The 26,310-nt window shown below is 67.8% G+C and carries 26 protein-coding genes; 18 read left to right on the top strand and 8 right to left on the bottom strand.

Annotated features, from left to right (window positions below; all coding sequences use genetic code 11):
• Positions 1-7 precede the first annotated feature (7 nt).
• Positions 8-922, top strand: coding sequence for a thiamine pyrophosphate-dependent enzyme (locus tag G6N56_RS13200; protein ID WP_180150528.1), 915 nt, complete (start codon positions 8-10; stop codon positions 920-922).
• Here G6N56_RS13200 and G6N56_RS13195 read toward each other — a convergent pair.
• Entirely contained in the window at positions 915-1,568 is a 654-nt protein-coding gene (locus G6N56_RS13195; protein WP_085255792.1) for a response regulator, read from the bottom strand. The genes G6N56_RS13200 and G6N56_RS13195 overlap by 8 nt on opposite strands.
• 103 nt (positions 1,569-1,671) lie before the next feature.
• On the opposite strand from G6N56_RS13195, the gene G6N56_RS13190 reads away from it, so the two are divergent.
• Entirely contained in the window at positions 1,672-2,889 is a 1,218-nt protein-coding gene (locus G6N56_RS13190) for a sensor histidine kinase (protein ID WP_085255897.1), read from the top strand.
• A 109-nt stretch (positions 2,890-2,998) separates the two neighbouring features.
• Here the strand turns inward: G6N56_RS13190 and G6N56_RS13185 are convergent, their stop codons facing one another.
• Together G6N56_RS13185 and G6N56_RS13180 are read right to left on the bottom strand one after the other, a co-directional pair.
• Positions 2,999-4,615, bottom strand: a complete 1,617-nt coding sequence (locus tag G6N56_RS13185) for an FAD-dependent oxidoreductase (RefSeq protein ID WP_085255793.1) — start codon at positions 4,613-4,615, stop codon at positions 2,999-3,001.
• Positions 4,616-4,640: 25 nt separating this feature from the next.
• Positions 4,641-5,321 (bottom strand): IclR family transcriptional regulator, encoded by a 681-nt coding sequence (locus G6N56_RS13180; protein ID WP_085255794.1) that lies wholly within the window; start codon positions 5,319-5,321, stop codon positions 4,641-4,643.
• Between the two features lie 110 nt (positions 5,322-5,431).
• Here G6N56_RS13180 and G6N56_RS13175 point away from each other — a divergent pair, with 110 nt between their 5' ends.
• Genes G6N56_RS13175 through G6N56_RS13140 form a run of 8 tightly spaced genes read left to right on the top strand, consistent with a single transcriptional unit; the run spans position 5,432 to position 14,582 of the window.
• Positions 5,432-6,295, top strand: a complete 864-nt coding sequence (locus tag G6N56_RS13175) for an alpha/beta fold hydrolase (protein ID WP_085255795.1) — start codon at positions 5,432-5,434, stop codon at positions 6,293-6,295.
• Complete coding sequence (locus G6N56_RS13170) at positions 6,295-7,989, top strand: bifunctional 3-(3-hydroxy-phenyl)propionate/3-hydroxycinnamic acid hydroxylase (protein WP_085255796.1); 1,695 nt, start codon at positions 6,295-6,297, stop codon at positions 7,987-7,989. Before G6N56_RS13175 ends, G6N56_RS13170 begins: the two co-directional genes overlap by 1 nt.
• Entirely contained in the window at positions 7,937-8,854 is a 918-nt protein-coding gene (locus tag G6N56_RS13165) for a 3-carboxyethylcatechol 2,3-dioxygenase (protein WP_232069289.1), read from the top strand. Before G6N56_RS13170 ends, G6N56_RS13165 begins: the two co-directional genes overlap by 53 nt.
• On the top strand, positions 8,851-10,590 hold the full coding sequence (locus tag G6N56_RS13160) for an FAD-binding protein (protein WP_085255798.1): 1,740 nt from the start codon (positions 8,851-8,853) through the stop codon (positions 10,588-10,590). The genes G6N56_RS13165 and G6N56_RS13160 overlap by 4 nt, the downstream gene beginning before the upstream one ends.
• A gap of 3 nt (positions 10,591-10,593) precedes the next feature.
• Positions 10,594-11,901: an LLM class flavin-dependent oxidoreductase gene (locus G6N56_RS13155; protein WP_085255799.1), complete on the top strand. Its 1,308-nt coding sequence runs from the start codon at positions 10,594-10,596 to the stop codon at positions 11,899-11,901.
• Between the two features lie 40 nt (positions 11,902-11,941).
• Entirely contained in the window at positions 11,942-12,763 is an 822-nt protein-coding gene (locus G6N56_RS13150; protein ID WP_085255898.1) for a coniferyl-alcohol dehydrogenase, read from the top strand.
• Positions 12,751-13,740 carry a cyclase family protein gene (locus G6N56_RS13145; RefSeq protein ID WP_085255899.1) on the top strand — a complete coding sequence of 330 codons (990 nt, stop codon included), beginning with the start codon at positions 12,751-12,753 and terminating at the stop codon, positions 13,738-13,740. The genes G6N56_RS13150 and G6N56_RS13145 overlap by 13 nt, the downstream gene beginning before the upstream one ends.
• Before the next feature lie 29 nt (positions 13,741-13,769).
• The gene (locus G6N56_RS13140; RefSeq protein ID WP_085255900.1) at positions 13,770-14,582 is read left to right on the top strand and encodes an alpha/beta fold hydrolase; all 813 of its coding nucleotides are present in this window, start codon (positions 13,770-13,772) and stop codon (positions 14,580-14,582) included.
• A gap of 31 nt (positions 14,583-14,613) precedes the next feature.
• On the opposite strand, the gene G6N56_RS13135 is transcribed toward G6N56_RS13140, so the two are convergent.
• Positions 14,614-15,381, bottom strand: coding sequence for an SDR family oxidoreductase (locus G6N56_RS13135; protein ID WP_085255901.1), 768 nt, complete (start codon positions 15,379-15,381; stop codon positions 14,614-14,616).
• Between the two features lie 191 nt (positions 15,382-15,572).
• On the opposite strand from G6N56_RS13135, the gene G6N56_RS13130 reads away from it, so the two are divergent.
• On the top strand, positions 15,573-16,388 hold the full coding sequence (locus G6N56_RS13130; protein WP_085255800.1) for an SDR family NAD(P)-dependent oxidoreductase: 816 nt from the start codon (positions 15,573-15,575) through the stop codon (positions 16,386-16,388).
• Between the two features lie 14 nt (positions 16,389-16,402).
• Here the strand turns inward: G6N56_RS13130 and G6N56_RS13125 are convergent, their stop codons facing one another.
• Positions 16,403-17,044 carry a PAS domain-containing protein gene (locus G6N56_RS13125; RefSeq protein WP_085255801.1) on the bottom strand — a complete coding sequence of 214 codons (642 nt, stop codon included), beginning with the start codon at positions 17,042-17,044 and terminating at the stop codon, positions 16,403-16,405.
• Positions 17,045-17,234: 190 nt separating this feature from the next.
• Here G6N56_RS13125 and G6N56_RS13120 point away from each other — a divergent pair, with 190 nt between their 5' ends.
• The 7 genes from G6N56_RS13120 to G6N56_RS13090 all read left to right on the top strand — a co-directional run bounded on the left by G6N56_RS13120 (position 17,235) and on the right by G6N56_RS13090 (position 23,783).
• Positions 17,235-17,912: a TetR/AcrR family transcriptional regulator gene (locus tag G6N56_RS13120; RefSeq protein ID WP_085255802.1), complete on the top strand. Its 678-nt coding sequence runs from the start codon at positions 17,235-17,237 to the stop codon at positions 17,910-17,912.
• Between the two features lie 10 nt (positions 17,913-17,922).
• Positions 17,923-18,117: a ferredoxin gene (locus tag G6N56_RS13115; RefSeq protein WP_085255803.1), complete on the top strand. Its 195-nt coding sequence runs from the start codon at positions 17,923-17,925 to the stop codon at positions 18,115-18,117.
• A 1-nt stretch (position 18,118) separates the two neighbouring features.
• Positions 18,119-19,366 carry a cytochrome P450 gene (locus tag G6N56_RS13110; protein WP_085255804.1) on the top strand — a complete coding sequence of 416 codons (1,248 nt, stop codon included), beginning with the start codon at positions 18,119-18,121 and terminating at the stop codon, positions 19,364-19,366.
• Positions 19,367-19,518: 152 nt separating this feature from the next.
• Positions 19,519-20,580, top strand: a complete 1,062-nt coding sequence (locus tag G6N56_RS13105; protein ID WP_180150565.1) for an amidohydrolase family protein — start codon at positions 19,519-19,521, stop codon at positions 20,578-20,580.
• A 68-nt stretch (positions 20,581-20,648) separates the two neighbouring features.
• Positions 20,649-21,827, top strand: a complete 1,179-nt coding sequence (locus G6N56_RS13100) for a M24 family metallopeptidase (RefSeq protein WP_085255903.1) — start codon at positions 20,649-20,651, stop codon at positions 21,825-21,827.
• Positions 21,817-22,935, top strand: a complete 1,119-nt coding sequence (locus G6N56_RS13095; RefSeq protein WP_085255805.1) for a M24 family metallopeptidase — start codon at positions 21,817-21,819, stop codon at positions 22,933-22,935. The genes G6N56_RS13100 and G6N56_RS13095 overlap by 11 nt, the downstream gene beginning before the upstream one ends.
• A gap of 41 nt (positions 22,936-22,976) precedes the next feature.
• Positions 22,977-23,783, top strand: a complete 807-nt coding sequence (locus tag G6N56_RS13090) for an SDR family NAD(P)-dependent oxidoreductase (protein WP_085255806.1) — start codon at positions 22,977-22,979, stop codon at positions 23,781-23,783.
• Between the two features lie 14 nt (positions 23,784-23,797).
• Here the strand turns inward: G6N56_RS13090 and G6N56_RS13085 are convergent, their stop codons facing one another.
• The 3 genes from G6N56_RS13085 to G6N56_RS13075 form a co-directional block, all read right to left on the bottom strand.
• The gene (locus tag G6N56_RS13085) at positions 23,798-24,334 is read right to left on the bottom strand and encodes a cupin domain-containing protein (protein WP_085255807.1); all 537 of its coding nucleotides are present in this window, start codon (positions 24,332-24,334) and stop codon (positions 23,798-23,800) included.
• A gap of 90 nt (positions 24,335-24,424) precedes the next feature.
• Positions 24,425-25,255 (bottom strand): SDR family NAD(P)-dependent oxidoreductase, encoded by an 831-nt coding sequence (locus tag G6N56_RS13080; RefSeq protein ID WP_085255808.1) that lies wholly within the window; start codon positions 25,253-25,255, stop codon positions 24,425-24,427.
• 10 nt (positions 25,256-25,265) lie between these two features.
• Positions 25,266-26,105, bottom strand: coding sequence for a mycofactocin-coupled SDR family oxidoreductase (locus G6N56_RS13075; RefSeq protein WP_085255809.1), 840 nt, complete (start codon positions 26,103-26,105; stop codon positions 25,266-25,268).
• Between the last annotated feature and the right edge of the window lie 205 nt (positions 26,106-26,310).

Here is a 26,310-nt window from a genome sequence, read left to right as displayed (position 1 = left end):
CCCGGCTATGACTCAAACCCCCGAACTGTCGGTGATCGTGCGCGACCAGCTGGAGCTGTACCGGCGGATGTGGGTGATGCGACTGCTCGACATGGCGATCGAGGAGGCGCGCATCGACGGCCTGCTGACGGGTCCCGTGCAGCCCGCCTTCGGGCAGGAGGCCGTGGCCGTGGGAACCACCGCGGCGCTTCGTCCTGGGGACATCATCGCCACCGACATCGCCCACTGCCGGCACGCGCAACGGGTTGCACTCGGGCTCCCGCTGGCGCCGACCATTGCGGAGCTGATCGGCACGAGCCCCACCAGGGCCCGCCGTCCTGCGGCAAAAGGGTTCGTCGCAGACTGGAAGCAATCAATCTCTCCCGCAGGAGTTTTGGGGCAGTCGACGCTGTTCGCGCTCGGCGATGCCCACTCGCAGTCGCGGGACGGTAAGGGCAGGGTCACGGTATGTGTCATCGGGAATCGCGAAGCCGGTTCGGTCGAATTCACGGCGGCCGCAGACATCGCCGTGTCATGGCGGCTTCCGGTGGTTTTCGTCGTCGAGAACACTCGGGATGCGTCCGGTGTGCGCCGTGTCGAACACGTGCGGGCCTGTGACGGCATGCCGGTGTTGTCGGCCGACGGCAAAGAGGTTGCGGCGGTGCGAGACTCGGTTCAGTACGCGGTGGAACGAGCGAGCGCCGGCGATGGGCCCACTCTGGTCGACGCGGTCACCTACCGCACGAATCACCCGTGCGCAGTGGACCCGTTGGTGGCCGCGCGGCGGCAGTTGACGGCCTCCGGCGTCGCGGGCGGGCACCTTTACGAGGTGGAGCGCCGGGCCCGCAGACTGGTGGCCGAGGCGGAGTCCCTTGCCAAGGGGATGTCGGCCGGCGGGACGGGGCCGGTGCTCGAGCAGAACCCCTGGACGGCCGCTAGTTGAGGAGGCCCTGCCGCATGGCCTCGGCGACGGCCGCCGCCCGGTCGCTGACACCGAGCTTCTCGTAGAGGCGCTGCACGTGCGTCTTGACCGTCGACGGGGCCACATAGAGCTCACCAGCGATCGCCGGAATGCTCCGACCGCGCGCAATGTGACCGAGCACCTCCCGCTCCCGGGCGCTGAGCACGGGTGTCGTCGATGCCGCGCGGTTGCGGATCTCCGTGGCGAGGCCGGCGGCGAGCCCGGGTGCGACCACGTCACGGCCCTCGGCACAATCGAGAACGGCCTTGACGATGTCGGCGCGGGTGGAGTCCTTCAGCAGGAAGCCAGCCGCGCCCTGCTCCAAAGCCTGGTACACGATCGCCGGCTCGTCATGAGCCGAAAGCAACAGCACGCGCGTGGGCAGGGCCTGACTGCGCACCGCCGCGGCGACTTGTGCACCGTCCATTCGGGGCATCCGGTAGTCGAGCAATGCGACGTCGGGCAGGTGGGCCTTGATCAACTCCAGCGCCGACGACCCGTCGTCCGCCTCTCCGACGACGTCCACCGAGACGCTCGACGAAAGCGCCCGCACCACGCCCTCACGAAACAATGGGTGATCATCGCCAACAACCACTCGCACTCTCTGGTGCGTCGCGGCGCCGGGCATGGCGGACAGTGTAGCCCGCTAAGCGATCACCGCTAGCGGAAACCCGATGCGCATCTCCACACTTCACCGCGGGGACATCGACGCGGATGAGTACTGTGTTCGCGTGGCCATTGCCGGTGACGCCGAACTGGACCGGGTGCGCAAGCTCCACCAGCAGCGCTCGTACCGAATCGCGGCGATAGTCCGGATCGGTGTGGTGGGACTGATGATCGCCGCCATGGTGATCGGCACCCGCCGGGAGGAGTGGGGCCAGCAAAGCGTTTTGATCGTCCTCTACGCCGTCGTGGCGCTGACGGCCTTGGCGTTGGCCTTCCTTCCCTCCCGGCGGTGGCTCGGGCCGGGGCCCCTCGGCGGAATCGGCCGCCTGGAGCCGTTCGCCTTCACCGTCATCGACGTCGTCGCCCTCACGGTCCTGCAGTTGCTATCCACCAACGGCATCTACCCGCTGCTGATCATGACGCTGCTGCCGATCCTGCTGGGCCTCGACGTCTCGTCGCGGCGGGCCGCCGCGGTGCTCGCCTGCTCGATGGCCGGATTCATCATCGCGGTGCTCACCGACCCGGTAACCGTACAGGCGATTGGCTTGTCCGAGTCCATTTTCTGGTTCGTGCTCTACGGCTTCCTGTGTGCCACCGCCTTCGTGATCGTCCGCATCGAGGAGCGGCATACGCGCTCGGTGGCCGGCCTCAGCGCGCTGCGCGAGGAGCTGCTCGCCCAGACGATGGCGGCGTCGGACGTGCTGCAGCGCCGGATATCGGAATCCATCCACGACGGACCGCTCCAGGACATCCTGGTGGTCCGCCAGGAGTTGATCGAGCTCGATGCGGCCCTGCTCGGCGATGAGCGGATCGGGCGCGCACTCGCCGGCCTGCAGGCCGCGTCCGATCGGCTGCGGCAGGCCACCTTTGAGCTCCATCCGGCCGTCCTCGAACAGGTCGGCCTGGGCGCCGCGGTGCAGCAGCTCGCCTCCTACACCGCACAGCGCACGGGCATCGACATCACCACCAACGTCGACTACCCCGTTCGCAGGCACGTCGACCCCATCATGTTCGGGGTGGTTCGTGAGTTGCTGTCCAACATCGCGCAACATTCGCAAGCCCGCCGCGCGTCGATCACACTCGCGATCACCGACGCCGTCTGCGTACTGGACGTGACGGACGACGGCGTGGGGTTCGGGGACGAGACCGTGGCGCGCCGCCTGGGCGAGGGGCACATCGGGTTGGCTTCACATCGGGCCCGGGTCGAGGCGGCCGGGGGAGCGTTCGTCTTCCTCGACACGCCGGTCGGCACCCACGTATGCGTGGAACTGCCGCTCGGCTAGGCGGATCCGGCGGTGTGGTCGTCGTCGCGAGAGTGGGGCCTGCGGAGGGACTGCATCGGGTTCTCGTACTTAGGGCCCACGCTCGGCGCTACGGGCTCATAAACTGACGCTACTTCAGGTCGACGGACTTCCCGGTGGCCGCGGCGTGGCCGGCGCGGTAACCGAAAACCATTGCCGGGCCCAGCGTTCCACCGGCACCGCCGTAGGCGCGTCCGGTCACCCCGCCCATCGCGTTGCCGGCGGCGAACAAGCCGGCGATCGGCTCGCCGCTGACGTGCAGGACGCGGCCGTCGTGGTCGGTGCGGGGTCCGCCCTTGGTGCCCATCGCGCCGATGCGCACCGGTACCGCGTAGAAGGGCGCGGTGTCGATCGGTCCGAGGGTCTTGCCCGCGAGGGTGGTAGCCGTGTCGTCGCCCCAGTAGCCGTCGTAGGCGCTGGACCCGCGACCGAACTCCGCATCGGCACCGTCGGCCACCTGTCGGTTCCACTGCTCTACGGTCCGGGCCAGGCCGTCGGCCTCGATGCCCGCCTTGGCCGCGAGCTCGGCAAGATCCGCCGACTCGCAGAACCAGTCGGGAACGGGATCGCCGGGGGCGACGCCCAGAAAACCATAGCGCTGCAGATGAATTGAGTCGAAAACCATCCATCCGCGATCGTTGACGTACCCGCCGCGCGGGTCCAGGTAGTGGAAGGCACCGGCCATCGAGTTGTAATCGCACGCCTCGTTGACGAATCGGCGTCCGGCCGCGTTGACGATGATGCTTCTCGGCCGCGTGCGTTCCAGGCGCACGCTGCGGCTGCGCGGCTTGCCGTCGATGGTGTCGCCCGGGATCTGCACGATCGGGACCCACCACGCCTCGCCCATGTTGGCCAGGTCCGCGCCGTGTTCCATCGCCATGCGTAGGCCGTCGCCGGTGTTGTTCGGCGGGGACACCGCGCCATGCATCGGGCCGCGCAGGAAGGCCTGCACCAGAACGGGATTCCATTCGAATCCGCCCGTTCCCAGGATTACCCCCTGCCGGGCCCGCACGTCGACGGTCCTGTCAGTCAAGGCTATTCGCGCGCCGGTGACCTCTCCCTCGTCGGTGAGCAGTCGTTCGGCCCGCGCGTTGGTGTGCGGTACGACCCCCGCGGTCAGCAGACCCTCGAGGAGGCCGGCGATCAGCGCGGTGCCCGCCACACCCAGTCGCCCGGTGCACTCGTCGATCGCGGCGTGCAACCGGGCCCTGGTCTCCGCGTCGAAGCCGACGTTCGACCAGTCGGCCGGGAAGGCCGTGATCCGGGTGGCCCACTGGCCCAATCGGGCGAGATCGAAGGGAGCCGGGCTGAGCGAACGGCCGCCCGCCGGCCGCCCTCCCGGCAGCTCCGGTCGGTAATCCGGGAAACCGGTCGCGATCTCGAACCGTACGCCGCTGTGCTCCTCGACGAAGTCGAGCATCGCGGGTCCGGTTCGCACGAAGGTCTCCACCGCCGCCGCGTCCATGGAGCCGAGCGACTGGGCCCGCAGGTAGCGCAGCGCGTCCGCGACCGTCAATTCCCCGTCGGGAGAACGGTTGTGGGCGGGAATCCAGACAACACCACCCGACACCGCGGTGGTGCCGCCGACGGTCGGAGCCTTTTCGAAGACCGCGACGGACGCGCCGGCCCCCGCCGCCGTGAGTGCGGCGGTGAGTCCGGCGCCGCCACTGCCGAGCACGATGACGTCGACTTCCTCGTCCCACGACATGGCCTGGTATCCCTTCGCTCAGTGGCTAGCTCAGGAGCTTCGCCAACCGCTTCGCGGCCTCGCCGACCGCGTCTTTGCCCCGCAGCACGACGTCCTCGCGGTGCGAAATGAGGTTGATGCACGTGGGCGGGGAGGGGGCCCGGCGGTGGACCGGCACGGCCAGGCCGTAGGTGTTCGGTTCGATCTCGCCGTATGTCGTCACCCAGCCGCGCTCGCGGGCGGCCGCTACCAGATCCCGCTCGCCCGGGCGCGGAGGCATGCTCGCGAGCAACGCGATTCCCGCCGCGCCACGGTTGAGCGGATACCGGCTGCCTTCGTGGAAAGACAGCTGGTAGGCAACATGGCTGGGCACTATCACGGCGACGGCCACCTGCTGCTCACCCTCGGCGATGAGCAACGACACGGTGGTGCCCAGGTCGTCGGCCAGCGTCCGCAGCGTCGGGAGGCTGAGTTGGCGAACATTGCGGTCGAACGACGCACCGAGGACCGCCAGGCCGGCGCCGGGGCGGTAGCGCCCGTCGCCTCCTTTTGCCACCAACCGGAACTCGACCAGCGTCGCCAGCAATCGGTAGGCGATGGTGCGATGCACCCCGACTTGGTCGGCGAGCTGCTGCACGGTGAGACCGGCCGGCGCATCGGCCACCCTCTGTAGCGCGCTCAGGCCGCGAGCCAGCGTCTGCGAACCGGTCACCGCCTTGACAGACATTTGCGCGAGAGCGAAGCTCTATAAATACCGCACATAGTTGTGCGATATTAGCACATCAAGTACAGCGGAAAAGAGAACGAGATTTCCCGCCCGCTCGCATGAGAGGAACCGTGACGGAGTTCGAGAGCATATGGAGCGATCTCCAGGGCGTCGCCTTCGAGCAGGGTTACCTTGACGCGGCTGGAGTCCGCACCCGATACCTGCGCACCGGGGACCCGGGACAGCCGGTGCTGGTGTTCCTGCACGGGTCCGGCGGCCACGCCGAGGCCTACGTCCGCAACCTGGCGGCGCACGGCGAGCACTTCTGGACGTGGTCGATCGACATGCTGGGCCATGGCTACACCGCCAAGCCCGGCCACCCCTTGGAAATTCACCACTACGTCGAGCACCTGATGGCCGTGCTGCGCGCCGTCGGTGCCGAACGGGCCTGCGTCAGCGGCGAATCGCTCGGTGGCTGGGTGGCCGCCCGGGCCGCCGTCGACCACCCGGATGTGGTCGACCGGTTGGTCCTCAACACCGCGGGCGGCTCACAGGCGGATCCGGTGGTGATGCGGCGGATCATCACGCTGTCCATGGCGGCGGCCGAGAATCCCGCCTGGGAGACGGTTCAAGCGCGGATCAAGTGGCTGATGGCGGACAAGTCGAAGGGCTACGACGACCTGGTCGCGAGCCGCCAAAGAATCTACCGCCAAGCGGGTTTCGTCGACGCGATGCGCGACATCATGGCACTGCAGGATCCCGAGATCCGGGCACGCAACCTGCTCGGCCCCGCCGAATACGGCGCGATCACCGCGCCGACGCTGGTGCTCTGGACAAGCGACGACCCCACCGCCGACGTGACCGAGGGCCGGCGCATCGCGGCGATGATTCCCGGCGCCCGCTTCGAAGTGATGCCGGGTTGCGGTCACTGGCCGCAGTACGAGGACGCAAAGACCTTCAATCGCCTGCACCTCGAATTTCTGCTGGGGCATTGATGGTCGACGGGTCGGGAGCTGCGGACGTCGACGTCGTCGTCGTCGGTGCGGGCCCCGTGGGCCTCACCCTGGCCAATATCCTTGGCCTGCGGGGCGTCCGGACCCTGGTGATCGAGGAACGGGACACCCTCATCGACTACCCACGCGGTGTGGGCCTGGACGACGAAGCGCTGCGTACGTTCCAGTCGATCGGGCTGGTCGACCGCGTCCTGCCGCACACCGTACCCAACCAGATCTTGCGTTTCGTCGACGCTAAGCGCCGCGTGCTCGCCGAAATGGCCCCTCCGGACGCGCGTTTCGGCTGGCCGAAGCGCAACGGATTCGTGCAGCCGCTCGTCGATGCCGAATTGCTCGCCGGTCTAGATCGATTCGAGCACGTCCAGGTGCGGTGGGGGAGTCCGGTGACGGCCTGCCAGGAGGGCGCCGATGCGGCGACCGTCGAGTACGGTGACCGATCCACCGTGCGCGCGCGTTACATCGTCGGTTGTGACGGCGGCCGCAGCATCACCCGCCGCATGATGGGTGTGTCGTTCGATGGCACCACATCCTCGACGCGATGGCTGGTCGTCGACATCGCGAACGACCCGCTGGGCCACCCGAACAGCGAGGTCGGCGCCGATCCGGACCGCCCCTATGCCTCCATCTCGATCGCACACGGAATTCGCCGGTTCGAGTTCATGATCCACGCCGACGAGACCGACGAACAGGCGGGGGACCCGGCGTTTCTGACGCGGATGCTGGCGCGGATGGTGCCGCATCCGGAACGGGTCGACGTGATTCGGCGCCGTGTCTACACGCACCACTCGCGGATCGCCGGCGCGTTCCGCAGCGGCCGACTGCTGCTGGCCGGTGACGCGGCGCACCTGATGCCGGTGTGGCAGGGGCAGGGCTACAACAGCGGGATCCGCGACGCGGCCAACCTCGGGTGGAAGCTCGCGGCGGTGGTCGGCGGGTGTGCCGACGACAGGCTGCTGGATACCTACGACGCAGAACGACGCAAGCACGCGCGCGCGATGATCGACCTGTCGACCACGGTGGGGCGGGTGATCTCCCCGACGAACCGCACGGTGGCCGGCGCGCGAGACCTGCTGGTGCGGTCGGCGTCGATTGTGCCCTCGCTCAAGAGGTATGTGCTCGAGATGCGGTTCAAGCCGATGCCGCGATACGAGCAAGGTGCCGTCCTGCATACGGCCGCAAACGGCACCGATTCACCGGTGGGCACCCTGTTCATCCAGCCCCGCGTCGACACCCGCGACGGATGCGACGTGCTGTTGGACGACGTGCTCGGCGACTGGTTCGCCGTGCTGTGCTGGAACAACGACCCACGCAATATCCTCGGCGAAGCGGCTTTCGCGGCCTGGAAGGCCTTGGGAGCCCGCTTCGTTGCCCTGCGCCCCGTGACTCAGCTGCACTGGACCGGGCAGGACGATCCCGATGTCCTGATCGTCGGCGATCGCACCGGCGGCCTCAAATCCTGGTTCGACACCCACCAAGAGTCCGTGCTCTTCCTGCGTCCCGATCGGTGCATCGCTGCCGGCTGCATCGCGCAACGCGCGCCCGACCTGAGCGCCTCGCTCCTCGCCGCGCTCACCCTCACGCCGGGAGGGGGTGAATCACGAAGTGGCACTGGCTCTCTGCTGTATGTCGCACAGCCCGCTCCTCAATCTTCCGGGGCCGTCGCGGGACCTGCTTGACGACGTCGGTGGCGCGATCGCCGAAGCGCGCCGGTTCGTCGAAGGCTATGCCCCGGATCTCGTGGTCATCTTCTCGCCGGACCACTACAACGGGTTCTTCTACAAGGTGATGCCCCCGTTCTGTATCGGCCTGAGCGCCAAAGGGGTTGGTGACTATGGCACCCACGCAGGTCCCCTCGACGTGCACGAGCAGTTGGCGACCGAATGCGCGAACGCCGTGCTGGGCGCGGGTGTCGACGTCGCCGTGTCGGCAGGCATGGACGTCGACCACGGGACCGTGCAGCCGCTGGAGAAGCTCTTCGGTGACGCCACCGGCGTCCCGGTCATCCCGATCTTCGTCAATGCAATCGCCGCGCCACTCGGCCCGCTGCACCGGTGCCGCGCGCTCGGCGCCGCCGTGGGCGACTTCCTGGCCGCGCTGGACAAGCGGGTCCTGGTGCTGGGCTCCGGGGGGCTGTCCCACAGTCCGCCCGTGCCCACCCTCGCGACCGCACCCCCGGCGGTGCTGGAGCGGATCGTGCGAGGACGCCCCATGACGTCCGAGCAACGCCAGGCCCGGCAGAGCGCTGTGATCGAGGCGGCCAGGACTTTCGCGTGCGGCGACAGCGAGTTGCAGCCCCTCAATCCCGCCTGGGATCACCGCTTCCTGGAGATCATCGACGGCGGGCGGCTCACCGAACTCGACGGGTGGTCGAACCCGTTCATCGCCCACGAGGGCGGCGGCTCCGCCCAAGAGATCAGGACATGGGTGGCCGCCTTCTCCGCCCTCGCGACCGCCGGCCCCTATCGAACGGCGGTCCGCTACTACAAGCCCGCCCCCGAGCTGATCGCCGGCTTCGCCATCAGAACGGCGGTGCCGCAATGACTGTGTCTTGCGAGCCGTCCGCCAACGGCTTCGACCACACCGTCGACGTGCTCGTCATCGGGTCGGGCGGCGGCGGCATGGTGGCCGCCCTGACGGCGCAGGCATCCGGGCTGGACGCGCTGGTCATCGAGAAGTCGCCCTATTTCGGGGGGTCCACCGCGCTGTCCGGCGGCGGCATCTGGGTACCAGGGGCGCCCGCACAGCGCAGGGAGGGTTACGCGCCACCTCCCGGCGAGGTGGTCCGGTACCTCGAGCGGATCACGGAGGGGCTGGTCAGCGAGGCGCGCATCCGGCAGTACGTCCAGTCCGCGCCGCAGATGCTCGACTTCCTCGAGCGGCTCTCCGGCTGGTGTGAATTCGTCTGGAAGCCCGGCTACGCCGACTATTACCCGGAGCTGCCCGGCGGCTCGCGGCTCGGCAGCACCATCAACGTGCCGCCCATCGACCTGAGGAAGCTGGGGCCCGACGAGTCGAAGCTGCTCAAGCCGTTGGCGCTGGCGCCGAAGGGAATATGGTTGGGACCCAAGGAGCTCCGGTCGTTCTACACCATCAGGCAGTCCTGGGCAGGCAAGGCCGTTCTGCTGAAGCTGGTCGCCAGGATGGTCAGGGCGCGGGTGTTCGGCGAGCGTATCGCGGCGATCGGGCAGTCGCTGGCCGCCCGGCTCAGGCTGGCGATGCGGGAGCGCGGCATCCCGCTCTGGCTGGATGCGCCGATGGGCGAGCTCCTCACCGATGCGGACGGCTCGGTGGTCGGTGCAACGGTACTCAAGGGCGGCAGCACCGAGCGCATCGGCGCGCGATCCGGTGTCATCCTCGCGTCGGGAGGCTTCGACCACGACCTGGCCTGGCGCAAAGAAGAGCTGCCCGTCCTGGAAGAGGATTGGAGCTTCGGCAACCCCGCCTCGATGGGTGACGGCATCCGCGCGGGCCTGCGGATCGGCGCCGCGACCGACCTGCTCGACGAGGCCTGGTGGTTTCCGGCCATCCAATGGCCAGACGGGCGAATGCAATTCATGCTCAACGAACGAATGATGCCCGCCCAATTCGTCGTCAACGGCGCGGGCCGGCGGTTCATCAACGAGGCCGCACCGTACATGGATTTCGGCCATGCCATGATCGACGGCCAGAAGTCCGGCGTGACCCACATTCCGTGCTGGCTCATCACCGATCACCGGTCGTGGAACCGGTACGTCATCGGCGGCCACCTGCCGATACCGAAGATTCCCGGAGCGCCCGTGCCGACCGGCCGCAGGGTTCCGCCGGCGTGGCTGGAATCCGGGGTGGTCAAGGCGGCGGCCACATGGGACGAGATGGCGGCCAAGATCGGGGTGCCGGCGCGAGAGCTCGCCGAAACCGCCTGCCGCTTCAACGAACTCGCCCGCAACGGCCATGACGACGACTTCGGCCGCGGCGACAGCGTCTACGACAACTACTACGGCGATCCGACGCTGCCCAACCCGAACCTGTACCCGCTGGGCGACCCGCCCTATTACGCCTTCCGGATCGTCCTCGGCGACCTCGGGACGTCCGGCGGCCTCCGCACCGACGAATTCGCTCGCGTCCTGGGCGCCGACGACACCGTCGTGCCGGGGCTCTACGCCGTCGGCAACACGTCGGCGCCGGTAATGGGCCGCAGCTATGCCGGCGCCGGAGCAACCATAGGCCCGGCCATGACTTTCGGCTACGTCGCAGCGAAACATATTGCGGCGCGGGCCAGTAGCTCTCACAGGAGGTAAGAAGTGAAAATTTCCCTGTTCTACGAATTCGCGCTACCCAGGCCCTGGGCGCCCGACGACGAACGGGTCATGCTGCAGGACTGCCTCGATGAGGTCGAGGCCGCCGACAAGGCGGGATTCTCGACGGTGTGGCTCACTGAGCACCATTTCCTCGAGGAGTACTGCCATTCCACGGCGCCCGAGATCTTCCTGGCCGCCGCCAGCCAGCGCACCAACAACATCCGGCTGGGGTTCGGCATCATGCACCTGCCGCCCGCGGTCAATCATCCCGCCCGGGTGGCCGAACGCATCGCCACGCTGGACCTGCTCTCCAACGGGCGGGTCGAGTTCGGCACCGGCGAGTCGTCCTCCGTCGGTGAACTCGGCGGCTTCAACATCGATCCCGCCGACAAGCGCGCTCAATGGGAAGAGGCCCTGGAGGTTGCGATCCGCTGCATGATCGAGGAACCGTTCGCCGGCTTCAAGGGCGAACACGTCGAGATGCCCGCCCGCAACGTCGTCCCCAAGCCCATGCAGAAGCCGCACCCCCCGGTCTGGGTCGCCTGCACGAGGCCGGCCAGCGTGCAGATGGCCGCCCAAAAATGCATCGGCGCACTGAGTTTCGCCTACACCGGCCCGGGGCCGCTGGCCGAGCGCGTCAACGGCTATTACAAGGAACTCGAGGAGAACGGCGTCCCGGTCACGCCACGGGTCAACCCCAACATCCTCGCCATCGGCGGCGACCTGTCGATGATGGTCGCCCGCACCGACGAGCAGGCGCTCGAGCGACTCGGGCAGGGCGGTGGCTTCTTCTCGTTCGGAATCATGCACTACTACATGACGGGCGTGCACACCCCTGGGCGGACCGGTGTGTGGAACCGGTATCTCGAGGAGGTCGCGAAGGACCCGACACTGGCCTACGGCCCCGGACGCGGCGCGATAGGATCGCCCGCCACCGTGCGCGAATTCCTGCGCGGTTATGAGGAGAGCGGCGTCGACGAGATCATCCTGCTGCTCAATCCGCGCAGCCACGAGGGCACCATGGAATCGATCGAGCTGATGGGCAAGGAGGTGCTGCCCGAATTCATCGAACGCGACGAGAAGGCGGTCGCGGAAAAGGCGGTCCGGCTGGCCCCCGTCATCGAGAAGATCGAGGCCCGTCGCCCGAAACCCACGGCGCCGCAGTTCGACGAGAACTACTCGTTCGGCGGCCTGCCGACCGGTCGTGGCGGTAAGTTCACCGCCAGCGAGATCCCGGAAGCGATGGCGGAGATCAACGAGGGCCGGGTGCAGGCCGCGCAGCGTGCGAGGGAGCAGGAGCAGGGCAAGTGAGACCGGAGGACCGCTGAAGCCGGGAGAAGCGCCGCGACCGATCGGCGAGCTGTGGCGCTACGACGGTCGCCGCGCCGTGGTGACCGGATGCGCCTCGGGGATCGGCGAGCAGGTGGTGCGGCAGCTCACCGAGCTTGGCGCCGACGTCGTCGGGCTGGACCGGCGTCGACCGGCCCTTGCACATACCGAATTTCACGAGATCGACCTTTCCGATCCCGAGTCCATCGACTCCGCGGTCGCCGCCATCGGGGGCCGGGTCGATGCGTTGTTCAACGTGGCGGGCGTGTCATCCGGGATCGGGGACCCGCGGCTCGTCGTCACGATCAACTTCCTCGGCCTGCGCCAGCTCACCGAGGCGCTGATCTCGAAAATGACCGCGGGGTCGGCGATCGTCAGCGTGTCGTCGCTCGCCGCGGCCGGCTATCGGGAACATCTGCGCTCGGTCGCGCCGCTGTTGCGCACCACGACGATGCAGGAAGGCATCGAATGGTGTCAGGCCCACCCCGACGCGTTGCACGGCGGTGGCTACCGACTATCCAAGGAGGCGATCATCCTCTACACCATGCGCAGCGCGACGCCCCTTGGGGCACGGGGCATCCGGATCAACTGCACCGCTCCGGGGGTCACCGAGACGCCCATCCTCGAGCAGCTTCGGACGGCCTACGGTCAAGACTTTCTCGACGACATTCCCAAGCCACTGGGTCGGGTCGCCGCACCCGCCGAGCAGGCCGCCGTGCTGCTGTTCCTCAACAGCGATGCGGCGAGCTACATTTCGGGCCAAGTGGTATGGGTAGACGGCGGAAACGTCGGTGCCGCGATCGCCCGGGAGCTGGAGGAGGGATGCGCCCCATGGCCAGCCTGAGCGAATTCCGGCGGGTCGCCCGCGACGTCTCGAACTGGGGGCGGTGGGGAGCGGACGACGAGCTGGGCACGCTGAACTTCATCACCGCGGACAAGGTCGCGCAGGCGGCGAACCTGGTGCGACACGGGAAGGTGTTCCCGCTGGGTGTCGACTTCGGCTCGTCGGGTCCGCAGGGCGCCTTCCAATTCCGGCACAACCCCGTTCTCGTGATGACTGTCGATGGCGGCGACGCGAGCGCGCTCGCGCAGTACGGGCCCGGGTGGCATGCGAATCCCGTCGCGCAGCAGCTGGGTGGCTACCTCGCCGACAACCTGTTCCGCTTCAACGAAGACATGGTCATCATGCCCCTGCAGGCGGCCACGCAGTGGGATGCGCTGTCGCACGTGTACTACGAGGACAAGCTCTACAACGGTTTTCCGGCGCGCTCCGTCACCAGTCTGGGGGCCTTTCACTGTGGCATAGACAAGGTCGACGGCAAGGGCATCACGTCGCGCGGCGTGCTGCTGGACCTGGTGCGGCACCGGGGTGCGAAGGTCTTCCTCGAGCAAGGGAACCCGATCACCCCGCAGGAGTTGGATGACGTGACACGCGCGCAGGGCGTGACGATCGAGCGTGGGGACATCGTGCTGGTCCGAACCGGTTGGTGGACAAGGTTTATGCAGACGGGGGACAGGACGGAGCCGTTCTCGGGGCTGCACTGGAGCTGCGCCTCGTGGCTGCATGACCACGAGGTCGCGGCGGTCGCGTCCGACAACCTTCAAGTCGAAGACCTGTTGCCCGCCGTCGAGGGGGCTTTCCTGCCCATGCACTTGCTGTGCCTGCGCGACATGGGGCTGATGCTCGGCGAGTACTGGGACCTCACCGCGCTCGCCGGCGACTGCGCCGCGGACGGCGTCTACGAATTCCAACTCGTTGCGCCGCCGTTGCGATTCACCGGAGCCGTGGGTTCCCCGGTGAACCCCATCGCAATCAAGTAGTAAAGGCGGTTGGATTGCGTCGCAAGACCATGTCGGTAGACGGCCTGGCGACCAGTTATCTGGAAGCGGGACAGGGCGAACCGGTGGTGCTGCTGCACGGCGGCGAGTTCGGTGCCGACGCCCAACTCGGCTGGGAACGCACCATTGCCGCGCTCGCCGGAAAGTACCGGGTGCTGGCGCCGGACCAGCTCGGCTTCGGGGAGTCGGCGAAGGTCATCGACTTCGTCGACGGCCGCGGGATGCGGATCAGGCATGTCGCCCGGTTCTGCGAACTGCTGGACATCGGCTCGGCGCATTTCGTCGGTAATTCGATGGGCGCCATCAACCTGCTCACCGACGCCACGTCGGATGCCCCGTTGCTGCCGATCCGCAGCCTGGTCGCGATCTGCGGGGGTGGCGAGATCCAGCAGAACCGGCACTTCGAGGCGCTCCAGCAATACGATGCGACGTTCGAGGGGATGCGGCGCGTCGTCGAGGCGCTGTTCTACGACTCCACCTATGCGGTCGACGATGACTACGTGCGCCGCCGCTACGAGTCGAGCACGGCGCCGGGTGCGTGGGAGGCGGTGGCGGCGGCGAGATTTCGCCGGCCCGGCGCCACGCCTTCCGCGACCCCATCGAGCAGACGTCACTACGAACGCATCCGGGTGCCGACGCTCATCGTGGAAGGGGGCGGCGACAAGCTCCTACCCGCCGGCTGGGCCGGCCGGATCGCCGAGCGAGTGGGGGGCGCCCGATCGGTGGTGGTCGACCACGCCGGGCACTGCCCGCAGATCGAGCGACCGGCGGAAGTGAACGGCCTGCTGCTGGAATTCTTGGCGGGCATCGCTCAGACGACGTAGCCGAGCAGGGTCTACAACGCCCGCGGGCGCCTCACCGAACCGCGCCGGGCACCTTCGCGGCCGCCCAATCGGCGAATCGCGTGGAATAGATCGTCGCGTCCTCGCCTTCCACCGGCACGATGCTCCGCTCGTCGATCACCGCACCGAAATAGCTCGCGGTTGGATCGGTCACCACGCGGCGCGAATCGCCGGATGCGGTCAGACGGTCCCGGATGAAGTCGTCCATCCCCGCCCTGTCGGGGCCCGCGATGTTCACGATTCCGTTGACCGGCTCACCTAACGCCACCTGAGTGACGGCTGTGGCGACGTCCCGGGCGGCGATGGGCTGGAAGGCCCCATGGGGCAACCGCACCGTTTCTCCGTCCGTCGCCGAATCGGCGATGGCGTCGACGAATTCAAAGAATTGGGTCGCGCGCACGATGGAATACGGGGTGCCCGATTCCTCGATCAGCTTCTCCTGGGCGACTTTCGCCCGCATATAGCCGCTGGCCTGGGCGCGGTCGGCGCCCACGATCGACAACGCGACGTGGTGCCGGACGCCGGCGGCGCGTTCGGCCGCGAGAAGGTTCCCGGTCGAGGTGGTGAAGAAGTGCATGACGGGTTCGTCGTCGAACGATGGCGAGTTGGAGACGTCCACCACCGTGTCGGCACCCGCCACTGCTCCGGCGAGTCCCACGCCCGTGACGGTGTCGACCCCCGAGCGCGGCGAGGCGGAAACGGCCTCGTGACCGAGTGCCCTCAGATTGGCGATGACCTGCGAGCCGATGAGCCCGCTGCCCCCGATGACCAGGATTCTCACGGTTGAGCCCTCCACCTGCCGCTCGCTGGCCACGCCAGCGGGTCCAGTGCTTCGAGCATATGGCCACCTCTTTCCAGAAAGCGATACCGCGGGCGACATCGCTTTCGCCGGGCGCAACCGCGCGCGGGAGGCCGCCGACCGCTTAAATCAACTGCTTGACTTAACCGGGGAAGCGCCGATTAACTCGTCGTGTGGTCAACGATCTCGCCGGCAAGGTTGCCATCGTCACCGGCGGTGCCTCGGGCATCGGCCGCGCGGCCGTGGAGCGTTTCGTGGCCGAAGGGGCGAGGGTCGTCATAGCCGACATCGAGACCGAGAGGGCGGAGGAGTTGTCGGCCGCGCTGGGCCCCGACACCCTCTTTTGCCGGACCGATGTGGCGGATCTCGGGCAGGTCGAGGCTTTGGTGACCACGGCCGTCGAGCGATTCGGCGGTCTGCATGTGATGGTGAACAACGCGGGCGTCTCGGGGACCATGCACCGCCGGTTCCTGGACGACGACCTCGCTGAATTCGACCGGGTCATGCGGGTCAACGTGCTGGGGGTGATGGCGGGCACCCGGGACGCCGCTCGGCACATGGCGGTCAACGGCGGGGGATCGATCGTCAACATGACCTCGATCGGCGGCATCCAGGCCGGCGGTGGCGTCATGACGTATCGGGCGTCCAAGGCCGCGGTCATCCAGTTCACCAAATCCGCCGCGATCGAACTGGCCCACTACGAGATTCGGGTCAACGCCATCGCGCCCGGCAACATCCCCACGCCGTTGGTGGCGTCGTCCGCAGCGCACATGGATCAAGAGCAGATCGAGCGTTACGAGGCCAAAATCCGGGAGACGATGCGGGCGGACCGGCCGCTGAAACTCGAGGGTACGCCCGGCGACATCGCGGAGGCGGCGTTGTATTTCGCCAGCGAACGGTCGCGGTACATCACCGGAACCGTTCTGCCGGTGGACGGGGGGGCTTCCGTCGGCAAGCCCATCCGTCGCCGAGCTGAGCCGCAGGGTTGACCGATCGGGCCCGCTCAGACCTCGTTCGCGGGATGACCGGCGCGGCTTTCCAGCCGCAGGCGGGCCAGCGCCACCACCTGTTCGAAGTCCGGTGCCCCGGACCGTTCCTCGACCACGCTGTGCGAATGGGTCAGCACGCTCAGCACGGCCTCGCCGGGCAGCTCGGGGAACTGGCGGCCGAGCACTTCGGCGGCGGCCCGCAGCTGGGCCAGCTTGGCGGACGCGGAAGCGGGCGGCTGCGGGACCACGCGTGTGACGTCCTGGACCTGGTGCAGCACGGCGACGGTCTTTCCGTCGTCGTGGATCGGGGAGTTCACCGGGGTCCAGACCCGATAGACGAACTCGCCAGGGGTCTGCCGATCGGGGATGTCGTAGCGCTGCACGCCCATCCAGTGCCGGGCTCCGCGACGGAAAACCGATTCCATCGACGCCGACGCCTTGGCGACCCCGTCAGCGTGAGGATCGGCCGGGTTGTCCGGAAACGCGTCGAACAGCAGCCGCCCGATCAGGGCATCGCGCGGGTGCGCCGTCACCTGCTCGTAGGCGGGGTTGACCGCACGAATGCGCAGGTCGCGATCGACCAGCAAATTCGGTGCCAACTTCGTTCGGAACCAGGCGGTCTCCTCGATTGCCGACACTTGCCCGGCTGACAACATGCTTCTCCCCTACCGGTATTCATCACCCGGACACCATGATGATGCCGCCAGGTCACCACCATCCTGACCGATTGGCCTCGTCGGTGGCGAGGGACCTTTGTCATGCATTGGCGGCCGCAGGACCTCGGCGGGCCGGCCAAGATTAAATCAAGCGCTTGACTTAATGCGGGACGCGCGGTTGACTGGCCGGGTGACCACCGCCGGCAGAACCGTTCGCACGGATCGGGCCAGCTCGACCCAGGAGGCGATCCTCGTGGCCGCCGAGCGGCTCTACGCGGAGCACGGCATGTTCGCCGTATCCAACCGGCAGGTGAGCGAGGCGGCCGGGCAGGGCAACAACGCCGCCGTGGGCTACCACTTCGGCACGAAGGCCGACCTGGTGCGCGCCATCGAGGAGAAGCACCGGGGCCCCGTCGAGCGGCTTCGCGAGCGGATGGTGGCCGACTTGTGCGCCGCCGGCGCCGCGAAAGATCAAGTCGCCCAATTGCGCGACTGGGTGGCCTGTCTCGTGCGCCCGCTGACCGAGCACCTGGAGGAGTTGGGCAACCCGACTTGGTACGCGCGATTCGCGGCGCAGGCAATGACCGACCCGGCCTACTACAACATCATCGTCAAAGGCGCCCTCAGCTCGCCGTCGCTGGTTCAGGTCGTCGAGGGCATCAACCGCTGCCTACCCGACCTGCCGCCCGAAGTGCACTTCGAACGCAACATCATGGCCCGCAATCTGCTGATGCACACCTGCGCCGATCGCGAACGCGCCCTCGCCTCAGGCGCTTCCCCGGCCCACCGTTCCTGGCGTGCCGCCGCCTCCGGCCTGATCGACGCGGTCGTGGGCTTGTGGTTGGCGCCGGTCACACCGTACGAGTGAGGGTCGACAGATGAAAGTGACTGTGGACCAGGACGTGTGCGCATCGTCCGGGAATTGCGTCATGAATGCGCCCGAGCTGTTCGACCAGCGGGACGACGACGGTGTCGTCGTGCTGCTCAATCCGAGTCCGTCCCCCGAGCAGGCCGATGGCGTCCGCCGAGCGGCGGCTGCCTGCCCCGCCCTGGCCATCCACATCGAGGAATGAAATGCCCGAAGCACTGACCAGCACTGGGATTTCGGCCAGCGACCCGGAGATCCCGGACTATCCGATGCCCCGGCTGGCGAGCTGTCCGTTCGCCCCGCCGCCGGACGTGATGGCGTTGGCCGCGGCCTCGCCGTTGTCACGCGTCCGGATCTGGGACGGCAGCACACCCTGGCTCATCACCGGCTACGAGCAAGTGCGCGAGCTGTTTTCGGATTCCCGGGTGAGCGTCGATGATCGGGTGCCCGGATTCCCGCACTGGAACGCGGGCATGCTGGCCACGGTGCATAAGCGCCCACGGTCAGTCTTCACCGCCGACGGGGAAGAGCACACCCGTTTTCGGCGGATGCTGTCCAAACCCTTCACGTTCAAGCGGGTCGAAGGTCTGCGCGCATTCATCCAGCAGATCACCGACGAGCACATCGATGCGATGCTGGCCGGACCGCGGCCCGCGGACCTCGTCGCCGCCGTCGCGCTGCCGGTCCCGTCGCTGGTGATCAGCCAATTACTCGGGGTGCCCTACGAGGACGCCGCCATGTTCCAGCACCACGCCAACGTCGGGCTCGCCCGGTATGCGACGGGTGACGACACGGTCAAAGGCGCGACGAGTCTCAACAAGTACCTCGCTCAGTTGGTTGAAGCCAAAATGGAGAACCCCGCCGAGGACGCGGTCTCCGATCTCGCCGAGCGGGTCAAGGCGGGGGAACTGAGCGTAAAGGAAGCTGCGCAGCTGGGCACCGGGCTGTTGATCGCCGGCCACGAGACAACCGCGAACATGATCGGGATCGGTGTGCTTGCCCTGCTGCACAATCCTGACCAGCTGGCCGTGCTCCGCGACGCCGAAGATCCCAAGGTCGTCGCCAGCGCGGTCGAGGAGTTGCTGCGCTACCTCAGCATCATCCAGAACGGTCAGCGCCGGGTTGCCCTGGAAGACATTCACATCGCCGGCGAGGTCATCCGCGCGGGTGACGGCATCATCATCGACCTCGCGCCGGCGAACTGGGATCCCCACGCGTTCCCCGAGCCGGACCGGCTGTACCTGCACCGATCCGGCGCCGAGCGAAACGTCGCCTTCGGTTACGGCCGGCATCAGTGCGTCGGCCAGCAGCTGGCCCGCGCGGAGCTGCAGATCGTCTACCGCACGCTGTTTCGCCGCATCCCCACGCTGGCGCTCGGCATCCCGTTCGAAGAGGTGCCGTTCAAACACGACCGCCTCGCCTACGGCGTCTACGAACTGCCGGTCACCTGGTAGGGCCGATCTCGAAAACTGCCGATTCGATTGGAGGGTCAATGATGACGACTCAAACAGGCGCCGTTTCGCTCTACCCGCCCGGAGGGCTTGGCGCACCGAAGAATCGGCGTGGACACGCTGCGGAGGTGGAGGTGGGATTGCCGGAGGGGACCGTGGTGTTCTCCGCCGACAACCACATCTCCCTGGCGGACGACATCTTCTACCAACGGTTCCCCGACGACCTCAAGGACAAGGCGCCGCGGATCTGGTACGAGGACGGCGCCTACCAGATCGGTCGCAAAGGCCAGTCGTTCCTGCCGGGCGACTTCAGCGCGGTGTTGATGCAGTACGACGACCTACCCGGGGCCGCCAGCACCAACATCGTGGCCCGGATCGAGGAGCTGAGAGAAGACGGCGTCGACAAGGAACTCGCCTTTCCGAACGCGATCCTCGCCCTCTTCCACTACCCGGACAAGAGGCTCCGCGAACTAGCATTCCGAATCTACAACGAATACATCGCCGAACTCCAAGAGCAATCGGGCGGCCACTTCTACGGCGCGGGCCTGATCAACTGGTGGGACCCCGCGGGCACCCGCCGAACGCTGGACGAGCTGAAGTCGTTGGGGCTGAAGACGTTCCTGATGCCGCTCAACCCCGGCAAGGACGATGACGGCAACCCGATCGACTATTCGTGCCGATCCATGAGCGCCGTGTGGGACGAGATCGAGGCCTCCGGCCTTCCCGTCACCCACCACATTGGCGAGACACCGCCGAAGAGTCCCTGCGAATTCAACAGCGTTGTCGTCGGGATGATGATCAACATCGACGGTTTCCGGGAGGCATTCTCCAAGTACATCTTCGGCGGCATCCTCGACGAGCACCCGCGCTTGCGAATCGGTTGGTTCGAAGGCGGTATCGCGTGGGTTCCGTGGGCGCTGCAGGACGCCGAGCACCTGGTGGCGTCGTACCAGCACATGTTCAACCGGCCGTTGGAACACGACGTCCGGTACTACTGGGACAACCACATGAGCGCGTCGTTCATGGTCGACCCGCTTGGCCTGCAACTGATCGACAGGATCGGCGTGGACAAGGTCATGTGGTCGAGCGACTACCCGCATAACGAAAGCACCTACGGCTATTCGGAGAAATCCCTCGCCGCGGTCGTCGCCGCGGTCGGGCCCGCGAACGCGGCGAAGATCGTCAGCGGCAACGTGACCGAGTTCCTGGGGCTGTAGTGGCAACGCTCGCGCCGGCGGCGTCCGATGCCGGCTTGACCATTCCGGACGTGCCGGATCCGGTCCGCATGCGTCGTGAGACCGGTGCGCGCCTGCGCTTAGCGATGGCCGAACGCGGTGTCGACGCGATGATCCTGCTCGGCAACAACGCGGTGGTCTACGCCACGGGCACCAGCTGGCCCCTCGGGGACGCCGGCCTGTCCTACGTCGAGCGCCCGGTGGCGGTGGTCCTGGCCGATGACGAGTCGCCGCACCTGTTCCTGCCGTTCCGGGAGGGCGCGGCGCAGGAGTCGGAGCTGCCCAGCGATCACCTGCACGGCCCGGTCTACCTCGAATTCGACGAAGGCGTGAGCATATTCGCCCGTCGTTTGGCCGAGCTGATACCGCGCGGGGCGGTGGTGGCGGTCGACGAGTGCACCGGTGCCATGTCACGCGCGACGGCGACGCTGTTTCCGGGCGGCGCTCCCGCGGACGCGACCGCCATCGTCGGGGCGGCCAAGGTCGTCAAGACCCCGGACGAACTGGCCTGCATCCGCACCGCCATCCGGATCACCGACGAGGCGATGGTCGACGTGCACAAGGCCCTGGCCCCGGGCGTCCGCCAGATCGACCTGTCGGCAAGCTTCTTGCGGCGGGCGTTCGAACTGGGCGCCACCGCCAGCATGCTCGAGCCGATCTGGCAGGTGATGCCGCCCAGCAAGGCCGAGGGCGTGTGGACCACGCACGGCGACCTGGCACTGCCGTTGCTGACCACGGAGCGCGCGCTCGCGGAGGGCGATGTGCTGTGGACCGACGTCAGCATCACCTACCGCGGCTACTGCTCCGACTTCGGGCGCACCTGGCTCGTGGGTCGGACGCCCTCGCCGCGGCAGCGGGCGCAGTTTCACCGGTGGTTCGAGGTCATGACGGCGGTCCTGGGGGTGGCACGGGCCGGTGCCACCGCCGGCGACCTCGGCAGGGCTGCGACCGCGGCCAACGGCGGTAGCAAGCCCTGGCTGCCCCACTTCTACCTCGGGCACGGGATCGGCGTGAATGCGGCCGAAATGCCAATGATCGGAACGGATTTGGGGCAACAGTTCGACGACGACTTCGTCCTGAAGCCGGGCATGGTGCTGGTGCTCGAACCAGTGATCTGGGAGGACGGCACCGGCGGCTACCGCAGTGAAGAGGTCGTGGTGATCACCGAGGAGGGCTGGATCAAGTTGACCGACTACCCGTATGACCCGTATGGCTCCGATGTCGGTTGACGTTTGCCCTGACGATCGCGCGTTGCGGTCGGGGCGCAGGCAGCGTGCGCTGGTCCAGATGGCGGCACACGACCTCGACGTCCTCGTGCTCGGTCGTCAGGCCAACGTCCGTTATGTCACCGGAACGCCACAGCTGTGGGTGGCCGGGACCCGGCCGTTCGGCCCGAGCTGCGTGCTGGTGCGCGCCACCGGGGCCGTCCACCTGTTGAGCACCTGGGACGAGGGGGTGCCCGACGACATCCCGCACGAGCACCTGTACGGCATTTCGTGGAATCCGGTGAACACTATGGCGGTATTGAAGCGCATCGACGGCGCGGCGACCGCCCGCCGGGTCGGGACCGACGCGCTCTCACCGGCGTTCGCGAAGCTGTTGCCGACGGCTTTCCCCAACGCCCAACTGGTCGACGGCGAACTCGCCATGCGCGCCGCCCGGCGCATCAAGACGGCCGAGGAGGTGGTGGCACTCCGGGATGCGGTCGCGGTGGCCGAGGCGGGCTTGGCCGCCGCCGTGGCCGGATTGCATCCGGGGGTGCGCGAAGGGACGCTTGCCGGCGCCATGCTCGAGGCTATGGCCGCCGGTGGGGTGAGCACCCCGTCGAACCAGGACGTCGCGTGGGTGACTTCGCGGGACCATCCGTGGCGCCGGGCCGGCACCGACGGCCGCGTGAACGACGGTGACCTGGTGGCCTTCTCGGCCGGGGCACTGGCCGGCGGGTACACGGGTGAGGTCGGCCGGACGTGGCCCGTCGGCAGGGTCCGCGGCTGCGGCGCTCTCTATCGGCGGTGGGACGGCCTCTTCGCCGGCCTGTTGGCCGCCTGCCGGCCGGGTGTGCGGGCGAGCGAACTGCTGGCCGCCTACGAGGCTGCGGGGGAACCGCCTCCACCCATGCCGGTGGCCCGGGGGCTGGGCATGGGCTTCGACCCGCCTGTTGTCTCCCCGCACCTGCCGCACTCGGCGGCCGAGGAGCGGCTGGAGGCGGGGATGGTGCTGGCCGTGACCGGCTACGTGTGGGAACCGGGGGTCGGAGCCGTCTTCGGCCGGGAGGCGGTTCTGATCACCGCCGACGGCCCGGAGGTGCTGACCTCGAGCCCCGCCTGGCGGCCCTGATCGAGGGTTGCGCACCGCCGGGCAAGTGAAACGAGGCAGCTGTGGCGATTGACCCGTCCGACATCCTGCTGACAGGTCGCGTCGCGATCGTGACCGGTGCCGGCTCGGGTATCGGCCGGGGGATCGCCGCCGGCATGGCCGCTTTCGGTGCGCGGGTCGCCATTTGGGAGCGCGACCCGCGGAGCTGTGCAGAGGCCGCGGAATCTATCGGCGCGCTCGGGCTTGTGACCGACGTCCGGGACAGCGCCCAGGTCGACGACGCGCTGCGGCGCACCACCGCCGAACTTGGTCCGGCCACCATCCTGGTGAACAACGCCGGCGGGGTGTTCGCGTCGCCGTTGCTCGACACCACTGAAAACGGTTGGGACGCCCTGTATCGGGCAAACCTGCGGCACGTGCTGCTGTGCACCCAGCGAGTCGCGCGACAGTTGGTGGCGTCGGGGCTTCCCGGCAGCGTCATCTCGCTGACGTCGATCGAAGGCGTCCGGGCCGCCCCCGGCTATGCGGCGTACGCCGCCGCGAAAGCGGGTGTCATCAACTACACGAAGACCGCGGCGCTGGAGCTGGCGCCGCACGGGATCCGGGTCAACGCGATAGCGCCCGACATCACGCTCACCGAGGGGCTGGCGCAGCTCGGCGGCGACGCGGCGCTGGCCGGGATCGGCAATGTCGTGCCGTTGGGGCGTCCCGGTCACGTCGACGAGATCGCCGGCGCCGCTGTGTTTCTGGCGTCCGACATGTCGGCCTACCTGACCGGCCAGACCTTGCACGTCGATGGCGGCACTCACGCCGCCGGAGGCTGGTATCACGATCCGCACACCGGTGACTACCGGCTCGGGCCCCCCTGACCCGCCGCGCGCCGTCAACCCGAAAACGCAGGCAGGTCGATGCCGGCCGCCGCGTTCTCCTCCGGGGTGGCGAGCGTGTAACCGTACTTCCGCGTGGCGGCCAGGAAAGTGCCGAGTCGCTCGGCCGTCACCGGCACAGGCTCGCCCGTCGTCGGCAGCCCGACCGCTTTGAAGAACTCGCCCATGCGGATCGTGGTCACCACGAGGTCGACGGCGGGCTCATCGGATACGTTGCGATGTGCGTGTAGTGCACCGCCCGGGACCCGCACATAGTCTCCCGCGTGGGCGTCGCACCACCGCAGCCCGGCATCCGTCTGGATCAGCACCTGCTGCGCACCGGAGAGGATGAGGAAGTCCTCGGCGTCCGGGTGGCTGTGCAGCGGCACGGTGACGCCGGGGGGCAGGACCCCGCGCATGACGCAGAACTGACCATGCTCGTCATCGCACCACGTCACGAACTCGACGCTGGGGCCGAACACCTCGAACGCGTCTCGGGCGGTGCCGGCCGCGATGCGGTGCAGCACCTCACTGTTCGCGGACTCGGAATCCATTGAGTGCCTGACACCTTCCGGGGCATCCGTGCGACGCGCCCACCGACAGGAACGAGGCGGTGCGATGGGAGGTTCACCCCGGGTTTCCGGCTAGCGGTCCCACCCCTGGGCGGCCTGCTCGTCGAAGGTGCGGTCAATCCGCTCGAATCTGCGCTGTACCGAGGCCCGCGCCGCTTCATGCGGCAGGACGTAGAGGCGGTTGGCCAGAATGGCATCGGCTGTCAGCCGGGCCACGTCCTCGACACCGACGCTTTCGTCCTGAGTCTGCAAATCGCCCGATGCACCCTCCGGCGACGACGCCAGCCCGTAATCGGCGCCGCGGATCCGTTCCGAGTTGGACACCAGCTTCGTTTCGACGACCATCGGGCACAGCACCGAAACCCCGATCCCGTCCGATTTGAGCTCGCGGGCAAGCGTTTCGGCCAAGCCGACGACGCCGTACTTCGCGACGCCGTACGCCCCGAGACCGGCATTGGGCACCAGCCCGGCGAAGGACGCGGTGAAGGCGATGTGGCCGCCGGTGCCCTGGGCGAGCAACCTTGGCACGAACGCCTCGACGGCGTGGATGGAACCCCATAGGTCGATGTCGATCACCCACTTCCAATCGTCGTGTGTCATCTGCGCGAGCGGACCGGCCACGACTATGCCGGCATTGCTGAACACGACGTCGATGCGGCCGAGAAGGCGGAACGCCTCGTCCGCGAGGTGGCGCATCTCGGCGAGGTGGCGGACGTCGCACATGACGCCGTGCGCGTCGAAGCCCTGGGCGCCCAGATGGGCCACCGCCCGTTCCAGCGAGGGCCTGTCGACGTCGGCCAACACGACCCTGGCCCCGCGGCGGGCGAACTCGCTCGCGGTCGCCAAACCGATGCCACTCGCGCCGCCGGTGATCACCGCAGCGCGGCCTTCGAATCCGTCCATGAGACGGACCCTATTTCAGGCAGCTACCCGCATCGACCGGGAGGGTCACGCCGGTGACATACCGCGACTCATCGGAGGCCAGGAACAACACGGCGTTGCTGACGTCCTCGGCCTCCACCCAAGGAACGGGCAGCGTGTGGAACATCTGACAAATCGGGGCCATGTCGTCGGGACCCGGGTTCTCGAGGTCGGGGCGGAACAACTTCCAGGTCCCTTCGTTCATGATCATCGCGGTGCTCACGTGGGTGGGGTGCACGGAGTTGACGCGAATCATGTGCTGGCCCAACTCGACTGCGAAAGAACGCATCAGCCCCACCACGCCGTGTTTGGCCGCGACGTAGTTGCCGCAGTGCGGGTAGGCCTTCAACCCGCCCACTGAGCTGGTCAATACGATCGATCCGCCTCTGCCGCCGGAAATCAGGTGAGGCGCACCGGCTTTCACCGTCTTCCAGACACCCGACAGGTTGACGTCGATCATCTCCTGCCAGTCGTGTTCGCTGCACTTGTCCAGGGTGTCCCCGCCGTTGCCGATTCCGGCGTTGGCCACGATGACGTCGAGCCGGCCCAACTGCTCCACGCCGGAATCCACCGCGGCTTTCAGCGTGTCGTAATCGCGCACGTCGACCTCGGCGGTGAAAACCCTGCGGTTGTGGCCCTTGACCAGATCGGCGGTCTCGGCCAGGTCCTCGGGCGTCGACGCCGGGATGGTGGTGTTCTGCACGATCGGTTTGCACACGTCGACGGCGATGATGTCGGCGCCTTCCTGTGCGAGACGCACCGCGTGACTGCGCCCCTGGCCCCTCGCCGCCCCGGTGACGAAAGCGACCTTGCCCGCAACTCGTCCTGTCATGGCTACCTCGATTCTGGCCTCGGCCTCAACGGCAACAGTCCAGCGGAGAACCGCATTCGGCTCCGGGCGCGAATATGCCGCCCCTGAACTCTGTCATCACCGACCGTCGAGTGTCAACGCCGAATCCGTTTCTGCCATGCATTGTTCTCTCATTACGAGAAGCAGATTATCCCGATGACGGCCGTAAGCGCTCGGTCCCGACCGG

It is taken from the genome of Mycobacterium saskatchewanense (assembly GCF_010729105.1).
In the GTDB taxonomy this organism is placed as follows: domain Bacteria; phylum Actinomycetota; class Actinomycetes; order Mycobacteriales; family Mycobacteriaceae; genus Mycobacterium; species Mycobacterium saskatchewanense.
The sequence above is the reverse complement of the archived record's forward strand: the minus strand, read 5'-3'. Positions and strand labels throughout refer to the sequence as shown.